The following is a 21,705-nucleotide window of genomic DNA, read 5'->3' on the forward strand; positions in this document are numbered from 1 at the left end:
TCGCAATAATCCTTATTTCTGTACAACGATATTTTCTTGGGATGGATCGACGTGCTGCATCTGCAACTTCTCGGTCGCGATCCGCTCAACCCGACTGTGATCGCCGAGCGCGTTCTCTTCGAGGATCAGGTTGCGCCATTCAATGTCCAGGGCGTCGCGTTCCAGAACCAGTTGTTCACGCTGCGCGGTCAGCAGGCGCGTGTGGTGCGCGGTGGTGACCACGGTAATCGCCGTAATAATGATGCAAATGAACAGGCAGAGTGGCAGTTTCCCAAACCGCAGAAGGTCGTCCCCGATCACGCCAGGCAAAGCATGGCGCTCGTTGCTTCCAATCGACCCTTTAACCTTGCTTAAGGCCTCTGTCACTCTGACGATCATGCGTTCGTCCTCTCTGCAATACGCAGCACTGAACTACGGGCGCGTGGATTCTCTGCCACCTCTTCTTCGCCCGGCATCAACTTGCCTAGTGCTCGTAACTCACGGCCGCCCAGTTTTTTGAGCTGCGATTCGGTCATCGGTATTCCCGCCGGAACCTGCGGACCGCGGCTTTGCTCGCGCATAAAGCGCTTTACAATGCGATCTTCCAGCGAATGAAAACTAATGATCGACAGCCGCCCGCCTGGGGCCAGCACGCTGAGCGAGCTTTTTAGCGCCTGCTCTATCTCCTCCAGTTCACTGTTTACCCAAATGCGCACCGCCTGGAAGGTACGGGTCGCGGGATGTTTGTGCTTATCTTTTACCGGCATAGCCGCGGCGATGACCTCCGCCAGCTCTTTGGTGCGAGTCATCGGTGCAATGCGATTACGTTCGACGATCGCGCGGGCGATCCGTTTGCCGAAACGCTCTTCGCCGAAGGTTTTAATCACCCAGGCGATATCCGCTTCTTCAGCGGTCTGCAACCATTCGGCCGCAGACTGACCGCGCGTCGGATCCATGCGCATATCCAGCGGTCCGTCGCGCATAAAGGAAAAACCGCGTTCCGCATCGTCAAGCTGCGGGGAAGAGACGCCAAGATCGAGCAGAATGCCGTCGATCTTACCGGTAAGATTGCGCTCGCCGACGTACTCAGCAAGCTGTGAAAATGGACCATGTACGATGGAAAAGCGGGGATCATCGATGGTTTGCGCGACGGCAATCGCCTGAGGATCGCGATCGATTGCCAGCAAGCGTCCTTCCGCTCCCAGTTGGGAGAGGATCAGGCGCGAGTGACCGCCGCGACCAAAGGTACCATCAATATAGATACCGTCTGGACGAATATTGAGGCCGTTGACGGCTTCATCCAGAAGTACCGTAGTGTGTTTAAAATTTTCCATCATTTTTATAAAGACAAATCCTGCAGGCGCTCCGACAGTTCACCGGTCGCGGACTGCTCAGCGTCGATATCTTCCTTGACCCGTTGATACCAGGTCGTTTCGTCCCACAGTTCAAATTTATTAAACTGCCCGACCAGCATCACTTCTTTTGTCAGCCCGGCATGCTGCCGTAACACCGGCGCTATCAGCAAGCGACCGGCATTATCCATCTGACATTCGCTGGCATGACCCAGAAGCAAACGCTGTACGCGCCGCTCAACGGGATTCATGCTCGATAAACGCGACAATTTCTGCTCGATGACTTCCCATTCAGGCAATGGATAAAGCAGCAGGCACGGGTGATGAATGTCAATGGTGCATACCAATTGACCGGCAGCGTCCTCGATCAGCCCATCGCGATAGCGCGTTGGCACGGCCAGGCGGCCTTTGCTGTCGAGATTGACTAACGTTGCTCCACGGAACATGCCAGCCTCACCCCTTTTCGCCACTTTATCCCACAAATTCCCACCACAAGGAGTTTACGGAGCGGAGGAAAAGCTTGTCAAGCCAGCACGAATGCCAACGGAGCTCAAAAACCCATTATTTACAGCCGACATTAGCCCTGATGAAAAAATCATCAACAGGCGAGGCAAATTAACGTTATGAATACGTGTAAGAAAATAACCAACAAACTCGTAACAGTTATAAACATCAAAATATCTTCGGCGGGAAAATATAAAGTGTCAGTTTGCGACGCGAGCGGCATTTTAGGCCATTATGCCGGCCGTTAACAGTACCTGTTGCTGGCTGAAGGGCTGACCAGGCGCGGGATAAGGCAGGAGAGAAAGGTTGGGGCTAACAAAATGGGTGTTAATTCAGCAATTAACCTGGTGAATGTAACAAAATAATACAATTAAAGCCGGCACAATCATTTTTGTGTCCCGTTTTGAGTCGCAAAACGATTGCCAGCGAATAAAACAAAATAACGCGTAAAGAAGTTTAGGGATTTGTCTGAAATATATTCAGTTTTGCAATCTGGACGTCAGTTGCCTGATTTATCGCCAGCGGCCTGCTCTCTGGCAGGCCTGCCAGGATTAATCCTGGGTGCTGACGATATTGCGCCCTTAACGGCGATTCAGGCTGCCGCGGCGATAAAGATTACGACGAATACGGCTGAGGCCCGGCTTCGGCTTGCGCGGTTCATCGAGGCTGGCGAGGACGATCTCGAGCACCCGCTCAGCGACATCGCGATGGCGCTGGGCCACGGCCAGTACCGGACACTGCAGGAAATCGAGCAGCTCATTATCGCCGAAGGTGGCGATCGCCAGCTCGGAAGGCAGTTTACCCTCACGGCGCAGCGTCACATCCATGACGCCCTGCAGCAACGGGAAAGAGGTGGTGAACAGCGCCTGCGGCATCGGATGGGTTTCAAGCCATTTCTCAAACAGCTGGGCCGCCGCTTCTCGCTCGTAGCTGTTGGCATAGAGATAATGCACCTCACGCGGATCGTCCTGCCAGGCTTTACGGAAGCCTTGCTCGCGCAGGAAGCTCACCGACAGTTCCGGCAGCGCGCCCAGATAAAGCACCGTTTCGCCGGGAAAAGTCCGCAACTCGGCGGCGAGCATCTCGGCATCATCCTGGTCAGCGCCGACGACGCTGGTGAAGTGCTCGCGGTCAAGGGCGCGGTCGAGGGCGACAATCGGAAACGGATCGTTAGCCCAGCGCTGATAAAAAGGGTGCTCCGGCGGCAGCGAGGTGGAAACAATGATGGCGTCCACCTGGCGCTGTAGCAGATGCTCGATACAGCGCATTTCGTTATCGGGCTGATCCTCCGAGCAGGCAATCAGCAACTGATAGCCGCGCTGGCGCGCCTGCCGCTCCAGATAATTTGCAATGCGGGTATAGCTGGTGTTCTCCAGATCCGGGATCACCAGACCGATAGAGCGTGTGCGTCCTGCACGCAGGCCAGCAGCGACCGCATTCGGGTGATAGTTGTGCTCTCGCACGACAGCCATCACTTTTTCGACCGTTTTGTCGCTTACGCGGTACTGCTTCGCTTTGCCATTAATCACATAGCTCGCGGTGGTTCTTGAAACACCGGCCAGCCGGGCGATTTCATCCAGTTTCACAATTGCCCCTTGGGTAAGAAGTGCCAAACATAACCATTATTCAGGTATGGAACCCTTTTTATAACATCTAAGCGCAGAATAGTTAGCGCAGCAACCGCTTTCGCTTACAGTTCCTACTGATTTCGCAAAAAAAAAGCCCGACAGTCGCTGCCGGGCTATTTTTGCATCAGTTCCCGATCCTCAGCGCATGATTTTATCACCGCGAGACAGGCCGACCACGCCGGAGCGAGCCACTTCCACGATCCGAGCGACATCGCGCAGGGAGGCCAGGAAAGCGTCGAGCTTATCGCTGGTGCCGGCGAGTTGAACGGTATAGATAGAAGGCGTCACGTCGATAATCTGTCCACGAAAGATTTCGGTGTTGCGCTTCACTTCTTCACGGCCGTAACCGCTGGCCTGGACCTTCACCAGCATGATTTCGCGTTCGACATGAGCCCCCTGCCCCAGCTCGCTGACCCGCAGGACATCCACCAGCTTGTGCAGCTGCTTTTCAATCTGCTCGATCGCTTTTTCATCGCCCACGGTCTGGATGGTCATCCTGGAGAGGGTCGGATCGTCCGTCGGGGCGACAGTCAGGCTTTCTATATTATAGCCGCGCTGGGAAAAGAGGCCGATAACGCGGGACAATGCGCCCGATTCGTTTTCCAGTAATACCGATAATATCCGGCGCATAATCAGGTCCTCTCCGTTTTGCTCAACCACATTTCATCCATGCCGCCGCCGCGGATCTGCATGGGGTACACATGCTCACTGCCGTCGACGGTGACATCGACAAACACCAGCCGGCGCTGTCGCACCTGCTCCAGGGCTTCTGCAAGCTTCGTCTCCAGCTCCTGCGGCTCGCTGATGCGGATCCCAACGTGGCCGTAGGCTTCCGCCAGACGAACGAAGTCCGGCAGCGACTCCATATAGGACTGCGAGTGGCGCCCGGAATAGAGCATATCCTGCCACTGCTTCACCATCCCCAGATAGCGGTTGTTGAGGTTAAGCACCAGGACCGGCAGCTCATACTGCAGCGCAGTAGAGAGTTCCTGAATGTTCATCTGGATACTGCCGTCACCGGTCACGCAGACGACCATTTCGTCCGGCAGAGCCATTTTGACCCCCAGCGCAGCCGGTAGGCCAAAGCCCATGGTGCCGAGGCCACCGGAGTTAATCCAGCGCCGCGGCTTGTCGAAGGGGTAATAGAGGGCGGCGAACATCTGGTGCTGACCCACATCGGAAGTGACATAGGCATCGCCCTGAGTCAGGCGCCAGATCGTTTCTATCACCGCCTGCGGTTTGATCTTGTCGCTCTGGTCGTCGTAGCGCAGGCAATGGCGGGCGCGCCACTGCTCAATCTGCTGCCACCAGTCGCGAATGTCGTCCAGCGGCTGCTGCGCCTCTTCCTGCTCCAGCAGCTCCAGCATCTGCTCCAGCACCAGCCGGGCATCGCCGACGATCGGCACATCTGCTGGCACGGTTTTCGAGATTGAGGTCGGATCGATATCAATATGCAGCACAGTCGCGTTCGGACAGTATTTGGCCAGGTTATTGGTGGTCCGATCGTCAAAGCGAACGCCGACGGCAAAAATCACGTCTGAATGGTGCATGGTCATGTTGGCTTCATAGGTGCCGTGCATGCCCAGCATCCCCAACGCCTGCGAGTGCGTCGCCGGGAAAGCGCCCAGCCCCATCAGGGAGGAGGCCACCGGCAGCTTCAGCTTTTCCACCAGTTCGCGCAGCTGTGGTTCGCATTGCGCACTGATCGCCCCGCCGCCGACGTAGACGACCGGCTTGCTCGCCGCCACCAGGGTCTGCAGGGCGCGTTTAATCTGGCCTTTATGGCCGCTGGTCGTCGGGTTATACGAGCGCATGCTGACCGCGTCTGGCCAGACGTACGGCAGTTTCTTCGCCGGATTGAGTATATCCTTCGGCAGATCGACCACCACCGGCCCGGGGCGACCGCTGGCCGCTAACCAGAAGGCTTTCTTCAGCACGCCGGGAATATCTTCGGTCTGCTTCACCAGGAAACTGTGCTTCACCACCGGTCGGGAAATCCCCACCATGTCGCACTCCTGGAAGGCATCGTAGCCGATAAGCGATGTCGCCACTTGCCCTGAGAGGATCACCAGCGGGATAGAGTCCATATAGGCCGTCGCGATACCGGTGATGGCGTTCGTCGCCCCAGGCCCTGAGGTCACCAGCACCACACCGACCTCCCCGGTCGCTCGCGCCAGACCATCCGCCATATGCACCGCCGCCTGCTCGTGGCGAACCAGCACATGATCGATACCGCCAAGGGTATGTAACGCATCATAGATATCGAGGACTGCGCCTCCGGGATAGCCGAATACTTGCTTGACGCCCTGATCGACAAGCGATTGGACGACCATCTCGGCTCCTGACAACATCTCCATGGTTTGCCTCCAGGCTTATTGTTTTACGACAGCGGAACTCAATTTCCGCGCGCTCGCACGATGCGAAGGGGTACCCCTCCGCACTGAGGTGAATGGACTGCATGCCACTACCATAACTGCTCGCCAGCAGGCAGGCAATTCGCCACGACAGGGGCTTTCTAAGTGGAATAAGAAGAAAAACAAGCGGAGAGAGGAAAATATGGTGGAATGCTTCAGAGATAAGAAAAGAGAATAGTAAATACTCGGAGAAAAGGCGCGATAGCAGGAATTGATCCATTTTTTGTTAACGGGCGGAGAGCAACTGAAAGAGTAAACAGCATAAAATTCTGCATTCTTGTAATTCAATCATATAAAAAAAGGAGCCGAAGCCCCTTTCATGATCATTGCCATCGGCTCAGCGCTGACAAATATCCACCAGCAGCTCTTCCATCCATTGATGGCCTTTATCGCGACCCGCCGCTTCGTGCCAGGAGAGATAGCAGGTCCGGCTATTCACCTTCAGCGGTAGAGGTAATATTTGCAGCGCTAACTTATCGGCAAACTCATTTGCCAACCAGCGCGGCGCAATGGCCACCATCTGTGTTTGTGACACCACGTTTAATACGCTGACCATCGCATTACCTTGATATGCGATGCGCGCTTGTTTATCGGCCGTGTCATACCACGGCAGACTGAATGAGGCATACCGATCGAGAGCCACCGCGGCATGCTCCTCGCGATAAATATCAGCCTCCATCACCGGTCCGGAGATACGCGGATGGTTGCGACTGGCCACCAGAACCATTTCATCTTTGAATAGCGGCACACAGGCAAACTCAGGGCGACGGAACTCTTCATAACCGATCACAAATTCCGTTTCCTGATAACGTAACTGATGTTCCGTATTTTGATTAAGCGCTGATTTAAAGACTAAATGAATATTGGGCGCGATTTCAGCGACTTTATTAAATATCACCGACGTCAGGATGTTATCCAGCGGGCTACAGACGCACAGATTGAAAACACGCTCACTGCTCAGTGGTTCAAAACCGGAGCCTGGCAATTCGTTTTGCACCAGCTGCAGCGCCTGGCGCACTGAGCCAAACAGCTGATAGGCCCGCGCCGTCGGCTGAATACCGCGGCCATAGCGCACAAACAGTTCATCATTAAACATCACTTTCAGACGTGAAACCGCGTTGCTCACCGCCGGTTGAGACATGCCGAGCATATGGGCGGCACGGGTAATATTCTGTTCCTGCATAACCGCATCAAAAACGGTAAGCAGATTGAGATCAACCATCCGTAGTTGAGGTTTTACGACTTCCTGTCCGGGGGCTGATTTATATTCTGGACTTTCAATTAACATATCTAGTTCCGCCGTCACGATGAATTCCCTTTACTAAACCGCTATGATTAGCGGCGAAAATATCATTTATCATGCTAATGACATTTGCAAAATAGCAAAGGTGTATTTTAGGAATATATCAAGGCTATGAGTGGCAGTGTCAAACCGGTACCACCGGAATAAATAAACTGCTCAAACAATATGAGTTACTTAATGAAGATGAGTCTAACCATAATCCAGGAAAATAAAAACAACACCAATGGTTAACTGTAACTTAAGCAATAATAAAGTATTTTATTTTCCACCCCATAAAATTAACAACTATTTATCATTGAAAAAAGATCCGCTAAGGGGTAGACATATTCACACGAAAAATAAATATAATTATTTCATTCAGATAGCGATTTTTGACCGCTTCGCTCGCGGCGCATCGTGAGCGAGGCCTTTAATGCAAAGTACATTTTCAAATGAAACATATCCCTGTGCGCCCCCGCAGGTCCAAAATAGGATCTTCGGCAAAAAAGGGCTAACATCAGCACAATTAGCTAATTCACGCTGCGGACCAAAAACGCTTTTTCCATGCCAGGGGTTGACTTTGAAACGGCTATCCAGTAACTCTAAAAGCATAACGATTTCATCTGGAGTTTGACGCAATGATTCGCACCACTCGCATCACCAGCCTACTACTACTAAACGCATGCTATTTGCGCGGTAGGCTGTTGGGCGACGTTCAGCGTTAAGTCATCTTCCAGCAAGACTATAAAACCCGCGCCTTGGCGCGGGTTTTTTTATGCTCGTCAACAAGGCGCCAGGACAAAGACTAAGGATCCAAACCATGAGCCAGCAAGTCATTATTTTCGATACGACCTTACGTGATGGCGAACAAGCGTTACAGGCAAGCCTGAGTGTCAAAGAGAAGCTGCAGATCGCTCTGGCCCTCGAGCGCATGGGTGTTGACGTGATGGAAGTCGGTTTCCCGGTTTCTTCTCCGGGCGATTTTGAATCCGTGCAGACCATCGCGCGCACCATCAAAAACAGCCGCGTATGCGCCCTGGCGCGCTGCGTCGAGAAAGATATCGACGTAGCGGCGGAATCCTTAAAGGTGGCCGAAGCGTTCCGTATCCACACCTTCATCGCCACCTCGCCGATGCATATCGCCACCAAACTGCGCAGCACCCTGGATGAGGTCATTGAGCGTGCGGTTTATATGGTGAAGCGGGCGCGCAACTACACTAACGATGTCGAGTTCTCCTGTGAAGACGCCGGCCGTACGCCGATTGCTGACCTGGCTCGCGTCGTGGAAGCCGCGATTAACGCTGGCGCCACCACCATTAATATTCCGGATACCGTCGGCTACACCATGCCGTTCGAATACGCCAACATTATCAGCGGCCTGTATGAGCGCGTACCGAATATCGACAAAGCCATTATCTCCGTCCATACCCATGATGACCTGGGTATTGCCGTCGGCAACGCCCTCGCCGCGGTCCACGCCGGAGCCCGCCAGGTAGAAGGCGCGATGAACGGTATCGGCGAGCGCGCCGGCAACTGCGCGCTGGAAGAGGTCATCATGGCGATTAAAGTGCGCAAAGACATCATGAACGTGCACACCAATATCAACCACCATGAAATCTGGCGCACCAGCCAGACCGTCAGCCAGATCTGCAACATGCCGATCCCGGCGAACAAAGCCATCGTCGGCACCGGCGCCTTCGCCCACTCCTCCGGTATCCACCAGGACGGCGTGTTGAAGAACCGCGAAAACTACGAAATCATGACCCCGGAATCCATCGGCCTGAACCAGGTACAGCTGAACCTGACTTCCCGCTCCGGCCGCGCGGCGGTGAAACACCGGATGGAAGAGATGGGCTACCAGGAGAGCGATTACAACCTGGATCACCTGTACGACGCGTTCCTGAAGCTGGCGGACAAAAAAGGCCAGGTCTTCGATTACGATCTGGAAGCGCTGGCCTTTATCAACAAGCAGCAGGAAGAGCCGGAGCATTTCCGCCTGGATTACTTCAACGTTCAGTCCGGCTCCAGCGATATCGCGACCGCCTCGATCAAACTGGTCTGCGGGGATGAGATCAAAACGGAAGCCGCCAACGGCAACGGTCCGGTTGATGCTATCTACCAGGCGATTAACCGCGTCACCGATTACAACATTGAATTAGTGAAATATGGCTTAAGCGCGAAAGGCCACGGCAAAGACGCCCTGGGCCAGGTGGATATCGTCGTTGACTACAACGGCCGCCGTTTCCACGGCGTTGGTCTGGCAACGGATATCGTAGAGTCGTCAGCCAAAGCGATGGTTCACGTGCTGAACAACATCTGGCGCGCCGCCGAAGTCGAAAAAGAATTGCAACGCAAAGCTCAGAATAAAGAGAACAATAAGGAAACCGTGTAATGTCGAAGAATTACCATATTGCCGTTTTGCCGGGTGATGGCATTGGCCCGGAAGTGATGAACCAGGCGATGAAAGTACTGGAAGCCGTGCGCCAACGTTTTGCCATGCACATTACCACCAGCCAGTACGACGTCGGCGGCGCGGCCATCGACCGTCAGGGAACTCCCCTGCCGCAGGCGACCGTCGCCGGATGCGAGCAGGCGGACGCGATCCTGTTCGGCTCCGTCGGCGGCCCGAAGTGGGAACACCTGCCGCCCGCAGAACAGCCAGAGCGCGGCGCCCTGCTGCCGCTGCGTAAACACTTTAAACTGTTCAGCAACCTGCGCCCGGCCAAACTGTATCAGGGGCTGGAAGAGTTCTGCCCGCTGCGCGCCGACATCGCCGCCAACGGCTTCGACATTCTCTGCGTTCGCGAACTGACCGGCGGCATCTACTTCGGTCAGCCGAAAGGTCGCGAAGGCAGCGGTCAGCATGAGAAAGCTTTTGATACCGAGGTGTATCACCGCTTTGAAATCGAACGTATCGCGCGCATCGCGTTTGAATCCGCCCGTAAACGTCGTCACAAAGTGACCTCCATCGATAAGGCCAACGTCCTGCAGTCGTCCATTCTGTGGCGCGAAATCGTCACCGAGATCGGCAAGGAGTATCCGGACGTTGAGCTGGCGCATATGTATATCGATAACGCCACCATGCAGCTGATTAAAGATCCGTCCCAGTTCGACGTGCTGCTGTGCTCCAACCTGTTCGGCGACATCCTCTCCGACGAGTGCGCAATGATCACCGGCTCGATGGGTATGCTGCCGTCCGCCAGCCTCAACGAACAAGGTTTCGGCCTGTACGAGCCAGCAGGCGGCTCGGCGCCGGATATCGCCGGCAAAAATATCGCTAACCCGATCGCGCAGATCCTCTCCCTGGCGCTGCTGCTGCGCTATAGCCTCGACGCTGACGAGGCGGCGAGCGCGATTGAAAGCGCGATTAACCGCGCTCTGGAGGAAGGCGTTCGTACCGGCGATTTAGCGCGCGGCACGGCAGCGGTCAGCACTGATGAAATGGGCGATATCATTGCCCGCTATGTCGCAGAAGGGGTGTAATCATGGCGAAGACGTTATACGAAAAATTGTTTGATGCGCACGTGGTGTATGAGGCGCAAAACGAAACTCCGCTGTTGTATATCGACCGCCATCTGGTGCATGAAGTCACCTCCCCGCAGGCCTTTGACGGCCTGCGCGCCCACGGCCGCCAGGTGCGCCAGCCGGGTAAAACCTTCGCCACCATGGATCACAACGTCTCGACGCAGACCAAAGATATTAACGCGTCCGGCGAGATGGCCCGCATTCAGATGCAGGAGCTGATTAAGAACTGTAAAGAGTTCGGCGTTGAGCTGTACGACCTGAATCACCCGTACCAGGGCATCGTTCACGTAATGGGCCCGGAACAAGGGGTGACCTTGCCGGGGATGACCATTGTATGCGGCGACTCCCATACCGCCACCCACGGCGCGTTCGGCGCGCTGGCCTTCGGCATCGGCACTTCCGAAGTGGAACATGTGCTGGCGACCCAGACCCTGAAACAGGGTCGTGCGAAAACCATGAAAATCGAAGTGCAAGGCAAAGCGGCGCCGGGCATCACCGCCAAAGATATCGTGTTGGCGATCATTGGTAAAACCGGCAGCGCCGGCGGCACCGGCCACGTGGTGGAATTCTGCGGCGAAGCGATCCGCGATCTGAGCATGGAAGGTCGCATGACCCTGTGCAACATGGCGATCGAGATGGGCGCCAAAGCGGGCCTGGTCGCGCCGGATGAAACCACCTTCAATTACGTACGCGGCCGTCTGCACGCGCCGAAAGGCAAAGATTTTGACGATGCGGTGGCGTACTGGAAAACCCTGAAAACCGACGACGGCGCCACATTTGACACCGTGGTGACGCTGCAGGCGGCTGAGATTGCTCCGCAGGTGACCTGGGGCACCAACCCAGGCCAGGTGATTTCGGTCACCGATAATATCCCCGATCCTGCGTCATTCAGCGACCCGGTGGAACGCGCCAGCGCTGAGAAAGCGCTGGCCTATATGGGACTGAAATCCGGCATCCCGCTGACGGAAGTGGCTATCGATAAAGTGTTCATCGGCTCCTGTACCAACTCGCGTATCGAAGATTTGCGCGCCGCGGCGGAAATCGCCAAAGGGCGTAAAGTGGCGCCGGGCGTCCAGGCGTTGGTGGTACCAGGTTCCGGTCCGGTGAAAGCGCAAGCGGAAGCGGAAGGCCTGGATAAGATCTTTATCGAAGCCGGCTTTGAGTGGCGCTTACCGGGCTGCTCGATGTGTCTGGCGATGAACAACGACCGCCTGAACCCGGGCGAGCGCTGCGCCTCCACCAGCAACCGTAATTTTGAAGGCCGTCAGGGCCGCGGCGGACGCACGCACCTGGTGAGCCCGGCAATGGCCGCGGCGGCGGCTGTGACCGGCCATTTCGCCGATATCCGTAATCTGAAGTAAGGAGACCATCATGGCAGAGAAATTTACCCAACATACCGGCCTGGTGGTTCCGCTGGATGCTGCAAACGTCGATACCGACGCGATCATTCCCAAGCAGTTTCTGCAGAAAGTGACCCGCACCGGCTTTGGCGCGCACCTGTTCAACGACTGGCGCTTCCTCGATGATAAAGGTCAACAGCCGAACCCGGAGTTCGTGCTGAACTTTCCTGAGTACAAAGGCGCCTCTATCCTGCTGGCGCGGGAAAACTTCGGCTGCGGCTCCTCCCGCGAGCATGCGCCGTGGGCGCTGACCGATTACGGTTTTAAAGTCGTTATCGCCCCAAGCTTTGCCGATATTTTCTACGGCAACAGCTTCAACAACCAGCTGCTGCCGGTGACGCTGAGCGATGAGCAGGTCGACGAGCTGTTCAGACTGGTGCAGGCCAACCCGGGCATTACGTTTGAAGTGGACCTGGAAGCGCAGGTGGTGAAAGCGGGGGATAAAACCTACAGCTTTAAGATCGACGATTTCCGTCGCCACTGCATGCTTAATGGCCTGGATAGCATCGGCCTGACGCTGCAACATGAAGCGGCGATTTCCGACTATGAGCACAAGCTGCCGGCGTTTATGAATTAAGCTTCGCGCCCGGTCATTTGGCCGGGCTTTTTAATTTACTGCAGCAGAAAATTGAGATCTCACGCACAAAAAACAATATTAATTCTTCGAACGTCAGCCCTTGACGTTGGCCTGCCCCACGCGATAAAGACGAATGATTTCGCTTTCTTCCCCCTGACCTGCGCGGTTTATGTATTAACCCTTCACTGCAAGTAAAAATAAGGTATGAGTGTTTAATATAAAAATATAACAATGTGAAAGAAGCGTTAATCTCATAGAGAACCCCTATAGCTCACAGCAAAAAAAAGCATTATTTTTCAATTTTTCCCCTCGTTATCTTTTCCCACAGAGAAATATTAACTAAGGACACGCCCGGGCCCCCGCATAGCGGCCTCCCGGCCTCCTGTGGAGAGAAGAGATGAGCCACTATCCGCACCTTTTCAGTCCGTTGACCATCAACGGCATGACGCTAAAAAACCGCATTATTATGCCCCCGATGGGCACCAATATGGCTACGCTCAATGGCGAGGTCTCGCAGGAACAGCTGGAATACTACGAACTGCGGGCCAAAGGCGGCACCGGTCTTATCACCATCGAAAATATCTGTATTGATTTCCCTTTCGCTTCCAACGGCACCACCCAGCTGCGCATCGATAACGATCAATATATTCCACGGCTGTTTAAATTAACCGAGACCCTGCATAAACACGGCGCCTGCGTATCCATTCAGTTAAATCACGCTGGCGCTTCCGCTTATGCCTACCGCCTCGAGGGTCAGACACCGCTCTCCTCCTCGACGACGCCCTCGAAAAAGCACGGTAATATTCCGCGGCCAATGACCCATGAGGAAATTTATCACGCGGTGGAAAAATTCGGGGACGCCGCAGAGCGCGTTCGTCGCGCGGGTTTTGACTGCGTCGAAATTCATGCCGGCCACTCCTATTTAATTAGCCAGTTTTTATCGCCGTTATTTAACAAACGCACCGATGAATTTGGCGGCAGCGTCGAAAACCGCACTCGAATATTAGGTCTGATTGTCGATAAAGTTCGCGCCTGCGTCGGGCCACGTTTTCCGGTCAGCCTGCGCATCAGCGCCGACGACTTCCTCAAAGGCGGCAATACCCTCGAAGATTCCTTGCGCATCCTTGAGCTCTGTCAGGAGAAGGTCGATATCATCAACGTCTCGGCGGCGCAGAACGACAACCTGAATCTGCAAATCGACCAGATGTCGCTGGAGGACGGCTGGAAGCGTTACCTCTCCCGCGCGGTGCGCGATAAATTCCATAAGCCCACGGTCATCGCCGGCAATATCCGTACCCCGCAGGTGGCCGAGGATATCCTCGCCAGCGGCGATGCCGATCTCATTGCCATTGGTCGCGGTCTGATTGCCGAGCCGGAGTGGGTGCAGAAGGTGCAAAGCGGTAAAGAGCGCCTGATGCGCAAATGCATCTCCTGCAACATCGGCTGCGCCGACCATCGCATCGCCCGCTCGCGTCCGCTGCGCTGTTCAATTAACCCGGACATCATTCACGGCGATGCCTACAAAACGCGGCGCGTTAATCGCGAAACGAACGTGGTCGTCATCGGCGCCGGCACTGCCGGGATGGAGGCCGCCTGCACCGCGGCGGAAGTCGGCTGCCACACCTGGCTGCTGGAGGCGAAAAATCACGTCGGCGGTCTCGCCAGCGATATCGCCCGTCTGCCGGAGAAAAAACGCATCGCGGATTTCCCGCAGTTTATGAAAAACCGCATCGCCGCGCTGGACAACCTGATGCTGCAGGTCGGCAAACGGGCAGACGTGGCCTCGGTTTCCGCCCTGCGTCCACATCTGATCGTCAATGCCACCGGCTCAACCCCCCTGCTGCCGCCCATTGCTGGACTGCGGGAGAATATTGACGCCGCGGAAGGCAAAGTCTTCTCCATTACCGGCATGATCGACAATCTGGCGAAATTTACCCATGTCGAGGGCAAACGCATCGCCGTTGTCGGCGCGGGCGCCGTTGGCCTCGACGTCATCGAATACTTTACCGCTCGCGGCGCGCAGGCGGTCTTAATCGAAATGCAGGACGCCGCCGGTCGCGATCTCGACATCATTACCAAGAATGCCATGTTGACCATGCTCGACGAGCACCAGGTCGAACAGCACATGAATACGCAACTGATGGCGGTGGCTGCCGACCATTTCCAGGTGAAAAATACACAGCACACCTTCGATATCCCCTTCGACTACGGCTTTGTCTGTCTGGGGATGCGCGCCAACCGGACGGGGCTCGACGAGATCGAACGCTGGGCCAATGCCAATAACGTCAAAATCATGAATATCGGCGACAGCGTGATGGCGCGACGCATTATCGACGGCATCCGCGAAGGCCGCAACGTGCTGGACACCCTCGAAGACATGGGTGCGCTGGGCAGCCGCGAAGCACAACGAATTCCCTTTCTAACTTATTGAGGATTTTTGTCATGGCAGAACGTATTACTGGACACACTGAGCTGATTGGTCTGATCGCCACCCCGATTCGCCACAGCATGTCGCCCACCATGCACAACGAGGCTTTCGCCCATCTCGGGCTGGACTACGTCTACCTGGCTTTTGAAGTCGGTAATCAGGAGCTGAAAGACGTTGTGCAGGGCTTCCGGGCTTTGAAGCTGCGCGGCTTTAACGTCTCTATGCCGAACAAAACCGAGATTTGCCAGTATCTCGATAAGCTGTCGCCGGCGGCGCAGCTGGTCGGGGCGGTGAATACCGTGGTCAATGACGACGGCGTCCTGACCGGGCATATCACCGACGGCACCGGCTATATGCGCGCCCTTAGCGAAGCGGGTATCGATATCATTGGCAAGAAGATGACCGTGCTCGGTGCCGGCGGCGCGGCGACCGCACTCTGCGTCCAGGCGGCACTGGATGGCGTGAAGGCGATCTCCATCTTCAACCGTCGCGATAAATTCTTCGCCAACGCCGAAGAAACGGTCGCCAAGATCCGCAACAACACGCGCTGTGAGATCCATCTGTTCGATCTTGACGATCATGACAAACTGCGTGCCGAAATCGATAGCAGCGTGATCCTGACCAATGCCACCGGGGTCGGCATGAAGCCGTTCGAAGGCCAGATGCTGCTGCCGGACGACAGCTTCCTGCGTCCGGATCTGATCGTCTCCGACGTCGTATACAACCCGCGCAAAACCCACCTGCTGGAAGTGGCTGAGAAAAAAGGCTGCCGCACGCTAAACGGCCTCGGGATGATGCTGTGGCAAGGCGCGCGCGCGTTCGAAATCTGGACGGGTAAACAGATGCCGGTTGATTACATCAAAAGCATCCTGTTCTAAGGGGCAAGCGATGAAAAATAAATACGTCCCTACCGCGGCAGGGCTGTACCTCAACTACCTGATCCACGGCATGGGGGTGCTGTTAATCACCCTCAACATGGCCCATCTTCAGGAACAGTGGGGAACAGATAAAGCCGGCGTATCGATCGTTATCTCCTCGTTAGGTATTGGTAAGTTAGCGACCATCGTGACCGGATTTCTCTCGGATCGCTTCGGTCGCAAGCCCTTTATCTATCTTGGGATCCTGAGCTACCTGATCTTTTTCGTCGGCATTCTGCTGACCAAAAATATCTATCTGGCCTATGTCTTCGGCATTATGGCGGGCCTGGCGAACAGCTTCCTCGACTCCGGCACCTATCCGGCGCTGATGGAATCTTTCCCGCACTCCGCCAGCCGGGCCAACGTGCTGATCAAAGCCTTCGTTTCCGCCGGGCAGTTCCTGCTGCCGTTCATTATCAGCTTCCTGATCTGGGCGAATCTATGGTTCGGCTGGTCGTTCGTGATTGCGGCGGCGCTCTTTGTACTGAGCGGGATTTACCTGCTTAAAATGCCATTCCCTGACAGCCAGGCAGCGAAAAAAGAGGAATCTCCTGAGCCACAGGCGGAAACGTTCGCCCATCCGCAGGCCAACAAACTGGATATGATGATCTTCACGCTGTACGGCTATATCGGCATGGCGACGTTCTATCTGGTCAGCCAGTGGCTGGCGCAGTACGGCCAGTTCGTGGTCGGGCTGCCCTATGCCTCGGCGATTAAGCTGCTCAGCATCTATACCGTTGGGTCGTTGGTCTGCGTCTTCGTGACTGCTGCCTTCGTCAAAGAGGTGTTCAGCTCCGCCGTCGCCATGATCATCTATACTGGCCTGTCGATGGTCTCGCTGCTGCTGGTGTGCCTGTTCCCGACGCCGATGATGGTTACCGGCTTCGCCTTTGTCATCGGCTTTGCCGCCGCGGGCGGAGTGCTACAGCTGGGAGCGACGATCATGGCGATGAGCTTCCCGAACGGGAAAGGCAAGGCAACCGGGATCTTCTACACCGCCGGCAGTATCGCCAGCTTCACGATCCCGCTGATCACCGCCAAACTTTCGCAGATCAGTATTGCCAGCATTATGTGGTTTGATTTTGCGATCGCCGTGATCGGCTTTGTGATCGCCCTGTACATCGGCTATCGTCAACTGCAGGCTCGGGCGGCGCAAAAAGTATCACCCACCGCAGTCACCGCCTGAGGTTCAACGCGAATAATAATGGATGCCTACATGACAAATGCAGTTACCGTAAAGAACATCACCTTCCAGGAAGGGGAAACCTTAATTTGTGTACCGCTGATCGGCAAAACGCTGGATGAAATACTGGGTAACGCCCACGGCCTGGTCGACGCCGGCGCCGATATCATCGAATGGCGCGTTGATCACTTTACGCAGGTCAGAGAGATGGCCCAGGTGATGGCCGCGCTGGCGGAAATCCGTGGTGCGCTGAAAGCCCTGCCGTTGCTGTTCACCTTCCGCAGCAAGAAAGAAGGCGGCGAGACCGAGCTCAGCGACGATGCCTACTTCGCGCTCAACCGCGAAGCGGCGCGCAGTGGACTGGTTGATGTCATCGATGTCGAGCTGTTCAATGATGAAGCGCAGATCCGCGCGCTGGTTGACGATGCGCATGCCGCGGGCGTCAAAGTGATCATGAGTAACCATGATTTTCATAAAACCCCCGCCCAGGAAGATATCATCTATCGCCTGCGCCGCATGCAGGATCTGGGTGCCGATCTGCCGAAGATCGCGGTGATGCCGCAATCGCCGCAGGACGTTCTGACCCTGCTCGCCGCCACGCTGACCATGAAAGAGAAGTATGCCACCCGCCCGCTGATCACCATGTCGATGGGAAAATCAGGCGGCGTCAGCCGGGTGACCGGGCGTCTTTTTGGCTCAGCCATGACCTTCGGTACCGTGGGTCAAGCTTCCGCGCCGGGACAGATAGCCATCAATAAGCTGCGTGAAGTAATGGATATTCTCTCCTGATAACCCCTTAGCCCGGAGGACCACTCCGGGCTATTCGCTAACAGATCTTCTGGCTGTCGTGGATGACCACATTTTTAAACGACTGCAGCGCCGGGGAAAGTCCCCGGTCTTTCATGGTCGCCAGATAGATATAGCGCGGAGGGAGGGTGTTTTTAATCTTCAGGATATGGACGTTGTAATGGGAGAGCGCCGAGATCCGCGGCATGATCGCGATCCCGTAGTCAATGCTGACCAGCCCGGCCATCGCGGTATCCTCTTCCACGTAGCAGGCAATCTCCGGCACCAGCTTTTGCTGCATAAATACATTATCGATAAACGGACGTAAGCCGCTATTTTCTGAAAAATAGATATAGGGATAATGAATCGTCTCCACGAGGTCGACTTCATGTTCATACAGACGGGCCAGCGGATGATCCCTGGCGGTCACCACCACCAGCTCCTGCTGAATAACCGGAATAAAATCGATATCGGGCTCATCGGCAATATAAGAGCAGATCGCCAGATCGACTTTTCCCGCTTTCAGCTCCTGCAACAGCGTCAGCGAGGTCCCTTGAGTAAAAGAAAAAGTCACATTGTGAAACTCAGGTGAAAGAGAATATTTATTAATTAACTGCGGAACAACATATTCGCCCATCGTGTAAATAAAGGCGATACGAATGTTTTCTTTATTTTCAGCGCCGTTTTTTTGCAAAACTGTGCGGCCATTTTCCAGTGAGGCCAGGGCATCTTCGACATACGGCAGAAAACGCTTGCCGTTTTGCGTAATTTTAACGTTCCGTCCCTGTCTGGCGAACAGTGCGACCCCTAACTCCTTCTCCAGCTCTGATATCGCATGGCTTAGCGAAGGCTGGGTGATGCACAGACTGGAGGCCGCTTCGGTATAATGTTCAGTTTCAGACAGACGTTTAAAATAATAAAGTTGCTTTAGGTTCATTATTTTTGCCCGTATAATATAAGAATAAATCCACTGATGCTAATATACCATGCAAGCCACCAATAATGTGCATGAGCGGGTAAATATCGGCGGTGTATCAAATATTATTTTCTGAAGCGTATGAATGTGCCACAAAGCGTTGCCATTCATAGATACTACCTATAGTTCCCGGAGATATTTTTGCATATACAAATATATGCAAAAATATTTTAAACTTTAAAGGAACTCGCTATGAGTATGTCAAACTCTCAGGAAGTCCTCACTTCCTCATCAGGGACGAAAAAAAGAAGCCGCGTTCGGATAGTTATTTTACTGCTGTTGTCCGTCGGAACGATGATCAATTATCTCGACCGCACCATCCTCGGTATCGTTGCCCCACAGTTAACCCAGGAAATTCATATCGATCCGGCGATGATGGGCATCATTTTCTCCGCCTTTGCCTGGACCTATGCCCTGGCGCAGATCCCCGGCGGCATGTTTTTAGACCGCTTCGGCAACAAACTGACCTATGCCCTGTCAATTTTCTTCTGGTCGCTGTTTACCCTGCTGCAAAGTTTCACCCTCGGGCTTAAATCTCTGCTGCTTCTGCGCCTGGGACTTGGCGTCAGTGAAGCGCCCTGCTTCCCGGCCAACAGCCGCATCGTCAGCACCTGGTTCCCGCAGCATGAGCGCGCACGGGCGACGGCAACATATACGGTTGGTGAATATATAGGACTGGCGGCCTTCTCACCGCTGTTATTTTTAATCCTCGAACATCACGGCTGGAGAACGCTTTTTTTCCTCACCGGAGGATTAGGTATTTTATTTACTTTGGTGTGGTGGCGTTTTTATCACGAACCCCATGAATCGCGCACGGCTAATCAAGCGGAGCTGGATTATATCGGCGCAAACGGTATTAACAATAAAATCCAGAACGTTCCATTTAACTGGCGTGACGCCAGGCGCCTGCTGGGCTGTCGCCAGATCCTCGGCGCCAGTCTGGGTCAGTTTGCGGGCAACACCACGCTGGTGTTTTTCCTGACGTGGTTTCCCAGCTATCTGGCCAACGAGCGCCATCTTCCCTGGCTGCACGTTGGCTTCTTCGCCACCTGGCCGTTTCTCGCCGCCGCCATCGGCATCCTCTTCGGCGGCTGGATCTCGGACCGACTGCTGAAGCGAACCGGCTCCGTCAATATCAGTCGGAAGTTACCAATAATTTCCGGATTATTACTCTCCAGCTGTATTATTGCGGCGAACTGGGTGAGCGCCAACAGCACCGTTATTATTATTATGTCAGTGGCATTTTTTGGTCAGGGAATGGTTGGTCTGGGCTGGACGTTAATTTCTGATATTGCCCCGGAAAATATGGCAGGCCTGACCGGCGGGATATTTAATTTCTGCGCTAATATGGCGTCGATTATAGCCCCACTGATAATTGGCGTGATTATCTCCGCAACGGGTAACTTCTTTTACGCACTGATCTACGTCGGCCTGACGGCGCTGATCGGCGTGATTGCCTACATTTTTATCATCGGCGACATCAAGCGAATCGAACTGAAGTAAAGACGGCGGCCCCGGCGAATTGCACGCCGGGGCGAAGAGGACGGTCAGATATCTTTCACCTTGCTGGTTAAAAACAGCGTCACCAGCGAAATCGCGGCGATCGTCCAGTAGACGCTGGCGTGGCCATAGCTCTGCGACAGCGCCCCCTGCATCACGCCGGCGAGGATCACGCCAGTGGAAATACTGTTGGTAAACAGGGTGGTCGCCGCCCCCGCGCGTCCCGGCATTAAATCCTGGAACCACAGCATGCCGATCCCGGCGATTATGCCGATAAAAATGGCGTTGAACAGCTGCAGGGCCAGCAGCGCCGTTCGGCCATGAAACAGGATCAACCCCAGATAAAACAGCACACCGGCCGCCACCGCCGCTACCATCATTTTACGTTTACCAAAGCGCTTCACGTAGTAGCCGGCGAGGATCATCGCCGGAATCTCCAGGCCGGCGGCGGTGCCCATCAGGATCCCGGCCAGACTGTCGGGAAGCCCGAGATCGCTGCTGATCCACAGCGGCATATCAATGATATACATGGTGTTGCAGGTCCACATCAGGGTGGAGGCGATAAACAGCATCCGCACATTCTTGTCCTGCCAGCCGCCGGCCTGCGCCAGCGCCTCCGCCTCTTCCGAGGGCTGTTCCACGCGCGGAACCGAGGGCAGTTTGACCGCAATCAGCGCCAGGCTGATCGCAAAGATGCCCGCCGCAATAGAGAACATGGTGGTAAAGCCATAGTTGAGCGCCAGCATAAAGGCCAGCGGCGGGCCAATCACCCACGCCAGAGACAGCTGGGCACGCATGACCGAGCTGAACATCACCACTTCCCGCGCCGAGCTGTCGGCATATTCCCGCGCCAGGGCAAAGAGCTGCGGCATGGCGGCGTTAGCGATGGATGCCAGCATCACCCCACAGGTGATCAGCGTCAGATAGTGGCGGTTGAAGGCAAACAGCAGCGCATTGCCTACCGCCATCAGACAGCAGAACATAATTAACCGCCGCCGGTCGCCGCGGCTATCGGAGCGCTTGGCCAGCGCCAGGCTCACCAGGATCCCGGCTATCGCATTCACGGTGTAGAACAGGCCCACCCAGAACGGCTGCGCCCCCACTTCGCGGCTGAGAAACAAACTCAACGTCGGCGCCTGCAATGCGCCCGCCACGCCCATCATAAAAGCAACCAGCATAAAGGCGGCATAGACGCCGTTTAGCCGTCGTCCCATCGTCATCAACCACAGCATGAAATGTCCTTAACACACGCGA

19 protein-coding genes are annotated in these 21,705 nt (G+C 55.1%); 10 read left to right on the forward strand and 9 right to left on the reverse strand.

Annotation, left to right across the window (positions count from 1 at the left end; all coding sequences use genetic code 11):
• Nucleotides 1–12 precede the first annotated feature (12 nt).
• From ftsL to leuO, 7 genes are all read right to left on the reverse strand, one after another.
• Nucleotides 13–378 (reverse strand): cell division protein FtsL, encoded by a 366-nt coding sequence (ftsL, locus tag ABLV54_RS25575; protein WP_348814248.1) that lies wholly within the window; start codon nt 376–378, stop codon nt 13–15.
• Complete coding sequence (gene rsmH, locus ABLV54_RS25580) at nt 375–1,316, reverse strand: 16S rRNA (cytosine(1402)-N(4))-methyltransferase RsmH (RefSeq protein ID WP_004204328.1); 942 nt, start codon at nt 1,314–1,316, stop codon at nt 375–377. The genes ftsL and rsmH overlap by 4 nt, the downstream gene beginning before the upstream one ends.
• Before the next feature lie 2 nt (nt 1,317–1,318).
• Nucleotides 1,319–1,777: a division/cell wall cluster transcriptional repressor MraZ gene (gene mraZ / locus ABLV54_RS25585; protein WP_004204327.1), complete on the reverse strand. Its 459-nt coding sequence runs from the start codon at nt 1,775–1,777 to the stop codon at nt 1,319–1,321.
• A 639-nt stretch (nt 1,778–2,416) separates the two neighbouring features.
• Complete coding sequence (gene cra, locus ABLV54_RS25590) at nt 2,417–3,421, reverse strand: catabolite repressor/activator (RefSeq protein ID WP_004145952.1); 1,005 nt, start codon at nt 3,419–3,421, stop codon at nt 2,417–2,419.
• A gap of 180 nt (nt 3,422–3,601) precedes the next feature.
• Entirely contained in the window at nt 3,602–4,093 is a 492-nt protein-coding gene (ilvN, locus tag ABLV54_RS25595) for an acetolactate synthase small subunit (protein WP_002888536.1), read from the reverse strand.
• A 2-nt stretch (nt 4,094–4,095) separates the two neighbouring features.
• Entirely contained in the window at nt 4,096–5,820 is a 1,725-nt protein-coding gene (ilvI, locus tag ABLV54_RS25600) for an acetolactate synthase 3 large subunit (RefSeq protein WP_050533886.1), read from the reverse strand.
• A 394-nt stretch (nt 5,821–6,214) separates the two neighbouring features.
• Entirely contained in the window at nt 6,215–7,183 is a 969-nt protein-coding gene (leuO, locus tag ABLV54_RS25605; RefSeq protein ID WP_072096641.1) for a transcriptional regulator LeuO, read from the reverse strand.
• 614 nt (nt 7,184–7,797) lie between these two features.
• On the opposite strand from leuO, the gene leuL reads away from it, so the two are divergent.
• The 9 genes from leuL (at nt 7,798) to aroD (ending at nt 17,978) form a co-directional block, all read left to right on the forward strand.
• Nucleotides 7,798–7,884, forward strand: coding sequence for a leu operon leader peptide (gene leuL, locus ABLV54_RS25610; protein WP_072013397.1), 87 nt, complete (start codon nt 7,798–7,800; stop codon nt 7,882–7,884).
• Nucleotides 7,885–7,979: 95 nt separating this feature from the next.
• Entirely contained in the window at nt 7,980–9,551 is a 1,572-nt protein-coding gene (gene leuA, locus ABLV54_RS25615) for a 2-isopropylmalate synthase (RefSeq protein WP_023291975.1), read from the forward strand.
• Entirely contained in the window at nt 9,551–10,642 is a 1,092-nt protein-coding gene (gene leuB, locus ABLV54_RS25620) for a 3-isopropylmalate dehydrogenase (protein ID WP_023291974.1), read from the forward strand. The genes leuA and leuB overlap by 1 nt, the downstream gene beginning before the upstream one ends.
• Nucleotides 10,643–10,644: 2 nt before the next feature.
• Complete coding sequence (gene leuC / locus ABLV54_RS25625; RefSeq protein WP_004177417.1) at nt 10,645–12,045, forward strand: 3-isopropylmalate dehydratase large subunit; 1,401 nt, start codon at nt 10,645–10,647, stop codon at nt 12,043–12,045.
• Nucleotides 12,046–12,055: 10 nt separating this feature from the next.
• Complete coding sequence (leuD, locus tag ABLV54_RS25630; RefSeq protein WP_004204321.1) at nt 12,056–12,661, forward strand: 3-isopropylmalate dehydratase small subunit; 606 nt, start codon at nt 12,056–12,058, stop codon at nt 12,659–12,661.
• A gap of 397 nt (nt 12,662–13,058) precedes the next feature.
• On the forward strand, nt 13,059–15,092 hold the full coding sequence (locus tag ABLV54_RS25635; RefSeq protein ID WP_048294153.1) for an FAD-dependent oxidoreductase: 2,034 nt from the start codon (nt 13,059–13,061) through the stop codon (nt 15,090–15,092).
• Nucleotides 15,093–15,103: 11 nt separating this feature from the next.
• On the forward strand, nt 15,104–15,967 hold the full coding sequence (locus ABLV54_RS25640; protein WP_017901194.1) for a shikimate dehydrogenase: 864 nt from the start codon (nt 15,104–15,106) through the stop codon (nt 15,965–15,967).
• A 10-nt stretch (nt 15,968–15,977) separates the two neighbouring features.
• Nucleotides 15,978–17,192, forward strand: a complete 1,215-nt coding sequence (locus ABLV54_RS25645; RefSeq protein WP_050533887.1) for an MFS transporter — start codon at nt 15,978–15,980, stop codon at nt 17,190–17,192.
• 30 nt (nt 17,193–17,222) lie between these two features.
• Complete coding sequence (aroD, locus tag ABLV54_RS25650) at nt 17,223–17,978, forward strand: type I 3-dehydroquinate dehydratase (RefSeq protein ID WP_004204316.1); 756 nt, start codon at nt 17,223–17,225, stop codon at nt 17,976–17,978.
• Nucleotides 17,979–18,015: 37 nt separating this feature from the next.
• Here aroD and ABLV54_RS25655 read toward each other — a convergent pair whose 3' ends face one another.
• Nucleotides 18,016–18,912, reverse strand: a complete 897-nt coding sequence (locus ABLV54_RS25655) for a LysR family transcriptional regulator (protein WP_004204315.1) — start codon at nt 18,910–18,912, stop codon at nt 18,016–18,018.
• Nucleotides 18,913–19,143: 231 nt separating this feature from the next.
• On the opposite strand from ABLV54_RS25655, the gene ABLV54_RS25660 reads away from it, so the two are divergent.
• Nucleotides 19,144–20,454, forward strand: a complete 1,311-nt coding sequence (locus ABLV54_RS25660; protein ID WP_004204313.1) for an MFS transporter — start codon at nt 19,144–19,146, stop codon at nt 20,452–20,454.
• 44 nt (nt 20,455–20,498) lie between these two features.
• On the opposite strand, the gene ABLV54_RS25665 is transcribed toward ABLV54_RS25660, so the two are convergent.
• Nucleotides 20,499–21,683 carry a sugar efflux transporter gene (locus ABLV54_RS25665; RefSeq protein WP_023319717.1) on the reverse strand — a complete coding sequence of 395 codons (1,185 nt, stop codon included), beginning with the start codon at nt 21,681–21,683 and terminating at the stop codon, nt 20,499–20,501.
• Nucleotides 21,684–21,705 lie beyond the last annotated feature (22 nt).

Origin of the sequence: Klebsiella sp. JB_Kp042 (assembly GCF_040065275.1) — a bacterium.
Classification (GTDB): Bacteria; Pseudomonadota; Gammaproteobacteria; order Enterobacterales; family Enterobacteriaceae; genus Klebsiella; species Klebsiella quasipneumoniae.

Coding starts and splice junctions, on each gene's coding strand:
- leuA (WP_023291975.1), top strand. CDS start 7,980: ATGAGCCAGCAAGTCATTATTTTCGATACGACCTTACGTGATGGCGAA.
- leuL (WP_072013397.1), top strand. CDS start 7,798: ATGATTCGCACCACTCGCATCACCAGCCTACTACTACTAAACGCATGC.
- ABLV54_RS25635 (WP_048294153.1), top strand. CDS start 13,059: ATGAGCCACTATCCGCACCTTTTCAGTCCGTTGACCATCAACGGCATG.
- leuD (WP_004204321.1), top strand. CDS start 12,056: ATGGCAGAGAAATTTACCCAACATACCGGCCTGGTGGTTCCGCTGGAT.
- ABLV54_RS25660 (WP_004204313.1), top strand. CDS start 19,144: ATGAGTATGTCAAACTCTCAGGAAGTCCTCACTTCCTCATCAGGGACG.
- aroD (WP_004204316.1), top strand. CDS start 17,223: ATGACAAATGCAGTTACCGTAAAGAACATCACCTTCCAGGAAGGGGAA.
- ABLV54_RS25640 (WP_017901194.1), top strand. CDS start 15,104: ATGGCAGAACGTATTACTGGACACACTGAGCTGATTGGTCTGATCGCC.
- mraZ (WP_004204327.1), bottom strand. CDS start 1,777: ATGTTCCGTGGAGCAACGTTAGTCAATCTCGACAGCAAAGGCCGCCTG.
- ABLV54_RS25645 (WP_050533887.1), top strand. CDS start 15,978: ATGAAAAATAAATACGTCCCTACCGCGGCAGGGCTGTACCTCAACTAC.
- leuB (WP_023291974.1), top strand. CDS start 9,551: ATGTCGAAGAATTACCATATTGCCGTTTTGCCGGGTGATGGCATTGGC.
- ABLV54_RS25665 (WP_023319717.1), bottom strand. CDS start 21,683: ATGCTGTGGTTGATGACGATGGGACGACGGCTAAACGGCGTCTATGCC.
- ftsL (WP_348814248.1), bottom strand. CDS start 378: ATGATCGTCAGAGTGACAGAGGCCTTAAGCAAGGTTAAAGGGTCGATT.
- ilvI (WP_050533886.1), bottom strand. CDS start 5,820: ATGGAGATGTTGTCAGGAGCCGAGATGGTCGTCCAATCGCTTGTCGAT.
- ABLV54_RS25655 (WP_004204315.1), bottom strand. CDS start 18,912: ATGAACCTAAAGCAACTTTATTATTTTAAACGTCTGTCTGAAACTGAA.
- ilvN (WP_002888536.1), bottom strand. CDS start 4,093: ATGCGCCGGATATTATCGGTATTACTGGAAAACGAATCGGGCGCATTG.
- rsmH (WP_004204328.1), bottom strand. CDS start 1,316: ATGATGGAAAATTTTAAACACACTACGGTACTTCTGGATGAAGCCGTC.
- leuC (WP_004177417.1), top strand. CDS start 10,645: ATGGCGAAGACGTTATACGAAAAATTGTTTGATGCGCACGTGGTGTAT.